Consider the following 2,815-nt stretch of genomic DNA (forward strand, 5'->3'; position numbering starts at 1 on the left):
TTCCAACACCCCTGTTCTGGTGGCCCCGTGATTGACCTGGCGCAGGCCACGGGGGGCGGGGCGGATACCCGCAAGCATCCCGGCCAGGGCGGACATCGCTAGGATCACGCATCGTGGCGGGGGGAATGGGCGTGTTCGCGGTGGTTGCCGGCTGCCGGCGGTGGGCAGCCACCCCTTCATGATCGTCAATGAGGGGCTGGTGGCCGCGGCGCTGCCCGGCTACGAGCTGGGCGCCCAGCTCGGCGCGGGTGCGTTCGGGCTGGTGCTCGCCGGCCGGCACCGCGGGCTGAACCGCCCGGTAGCAATCAAAATTCTGGCCGCTGACCATGACGGGGCGACGGCCGGGTTCGCCGCCGAGGCGCAGCTACTCGCCGCCCTGGACCATCCGCATGTGGTGCGGGTCCACGACTATGTGGAAGCCGGCGACCTGCATCTGCTCGTCATGGAGCTGCTGGGCGGGGGAACGTTGACCGCCCGGCGCAAGACGGGGATATCGCCGGAGGGGGCCTGCGCGGTGGGCCTGGCCGCGGCCGCAGCCCTGGCCTGCGCGCACGCCCGCGGGGTGCTGCACCGCGACATCAAACCCGACAACATGCTGTTCGACACCGCCGGCCTGCTCAAGGTCACCGATTTCGGGACCGCGAAAATCATGGAAGGGTCAGCGGCGACCGCCAGCCAGATCGCCGGCACCGCGGCCTATATGGCCCCCGAACAGATCCTCGCCGCCCGCCTGGGCCCGGCCACCGACCTGTACGCACTCGGCTGTGTCCTCTACCGGCTACTGACCGGGAAGTCGCCGTTCAACCCGGCCCTGCCGCTGCACGCACTGTGGCAGCACCACCTCAACACCCTCCCCCCGCCGCCCGCCGGGGTCCCCACCCCGGTCGCAGACGTGGTGATGCGGGCCCTGGCCAAGAACCCGGCCGACCGCCAGCCCTCCGCCCGCGCCTTCGCCCTCGACCTCGCCGCGGCCGCCGCCCGCGCCTACGGCCCCGGTTGGACCGCCCGGGCAGGGATCGGGCTGCGTCTCGACGATGACATCCGTGCTGCCACCGACCACCTGCCCCAGCCCATCCCAGCAGCACTACCAGCGACTATCCGCATGCCCCCGCCCCCGACGGCCCCACCTGACATTCCCTGGGGAGGACAGCCGGATGACCACCGACTGTGGCGCCCGCTCGGCGAGCCGCTGACCAGCCCCAAAGGCCGGGCGTTGCGCAGCATGAACGCGGTGGTATTTGCCCCGGACGGCACGATCATGGCCGGCGGCGGCGACGACAAGACGGTGCGGCTGTGGGATGTGACCGACCGGATGGCGCCCCGCCCGCTCGGCGGGCCGCTGACCGGCCACACCGGCATGGTGCGGTCAGTGGGGTTCCACCCGAACGGCCGCACCCTGGCCAGCGCCAGCCACGACAAGACGGTGCGACTGTGGGACATCACCGACCGGATCGCGCCCCGCCCACTCGGCCAGCCCCTGACCGGCCACACCGACTGGGTGAACGCGGTGGGGTTCGCCCCAGACAGCCGCACCCTGGCCAGCGCGAGCAGGGACCGAACGATGCGGCTGTGGGCGCCGCACTGACCCGCCACTCCGAGACCCCCGCCCGACACCGGTAAGGGGTTCGGGTAGTCCTGGCGGAAGAACCAACGTCAACGCAGGTCGATGGCTTCGCCGCAGCACCGCACCCGATGGCCTGCCTTCGAGGTGCTGACCAGCGTATTCGTTGCTTTTTTGGCGATTACTGCTGAGACCCCTACGAGCTGCAGCGCCGGCTCGGGCACCAGTCCCAGCCGCTACATCGACCGGTACCCCAACCCACCCGAGGACATCGCCGCCGGCTACGTCGAACGGCTTTAAAGCTCACACACCGCCCACCGAGGAACCGCATACCGCTCAAACCAGGCCGCCGAGTACTCGTCCCACTGCCGTCGGGTGACCAGTACGTGACCGCCCGCCTCATCAGCCATGGCGGTGATCGTAACCCAGCATCGAATACATGATCATGTCTCGACGTTCCTCGCCTACCTGCTGCCAACTGCGGAGCAGGCCTTCACGCTGAAAGCCCACACGCTGAGCCGTCCGCTGTGACGCGGCATTCCACGGCTCGACATATAGCTCAAGGCGGGGAATCTGCAGGTCACCAAGGGCCCAGGCAGCGACCGTTCGAAGGGCTTCCGTAGCGACCCCCCGGCCACGAGCCGACCTGACCACCCAATAGCCCAACGACGCACGGCCCTCGTCCAGATCTCTCAACCACAGGCCGACCATCCCTAGCGGCCGGCCGTCCTCGACCCGCACGATGACGAAGGGATACCCACTGCCAGTAGACGCCCGCTCCCACTGCCGGCGGACGAAGTCTTCGCCCGCCCCCTGCGAATACGCCGATGGAACGGTCGTAATCAACGGGATGTGATCGTCGCTCGACGCTTCCCGGACGAGAGGCAGATCGCCGAGCTCCCAGGAGCGGAGCACGAAACTGTCGCCTGCGACCAAGCGCGGGACGTCCAAGGGGACAACCATGATCGCATCATGCCGGGGTCCCCCAGCGAGACGCACTCCCATTTCACCGTGCCGGACTGACAGCGACGCGAACCAGCAATGATCTTCAGAAAACCTTCACTTCCCGAACAACATCAACTTGGGGCGTTTCTGGCGCACCGCCTCCGCCGCCGGCGGCGTGAACCGCGCATACGGGCTGGTCAGCCCCTCGACCTGCTCCGCGAACGTCACCACCGCTGGCTCTGACGGTCTCAACTGGATCTGGCGCATATTCGGTGGTTACGTACAGTGATCGTGTGGCGCAGCATTGTT

At 68.6% G+C, this 2,815-nt stretch carries 2 protein-coding genes; one reads left to right on the forward strand and one right to left on the reverse strand.

Annotation, left to right across the window (positions count from 1 at the left end; translation table 11 throughout):
* The first annotated feature begins 178 nt into the window (after positions 1-178).
* Positions 179-1,585: a WD40 repeat domain-containing serine/threonine protein kinase gene (locus AC559T_RS11225; RefSeq protein ID WP_498868652.1), complete on the forward strand. Its 1,407-nt coding sequence runs from the start codon at positions 179-181 to the stop codon at positions 1,583-1,585.
* 378 nt (positions 1,586-1,963) lie between these two features.
* Here the strand turns inward: AC559T_RS11225 and AC559T_RS11230 are convergent, their stop codons facing one another.
* On the reverse strand, positions 1,964-2,524 hold the full coding sequence (locus tag AC559T_RS11230; RefSeq protein ID WP_498868653.1) for a GNAT family N-acetyltransferase: 561 nt from the start codon (positions 2,522-2,524) through the stop codon (positions 1,964-1,966).
* Between the last annotated feature and the right edge of the window lie 291 nt (positions 2,525-2,815).

This window comes from Frankia sp. Hr75.2, assembly GCF_949319125.1.
In the GTDB taxonomy this organism is placed as follows: Bacteria; Actinomycetota; Actinomycetes; order Frankiales; family Frankiaceae; genus Parafrankia; species Parafrankia soli.

What these genes read in the sequence shown, in the direction of transcription:
- AC559T_RS11225 (WP_498868652.1), top strand. Translation starts at nt 179, where the DNA reads ATGATCGTCAATGAGGGGCTGGTGGCCGCGGCGCTGCCCGGCTACGAG.
- AC559T_RS11230 (WP_498868653.1), bottom strand. Translation starts at nt 2,524, where the DNA reads ATGGTTGTCCCCTTGGACGTCCCGCGCTTGGTCGCAGGCGACAGTTTC.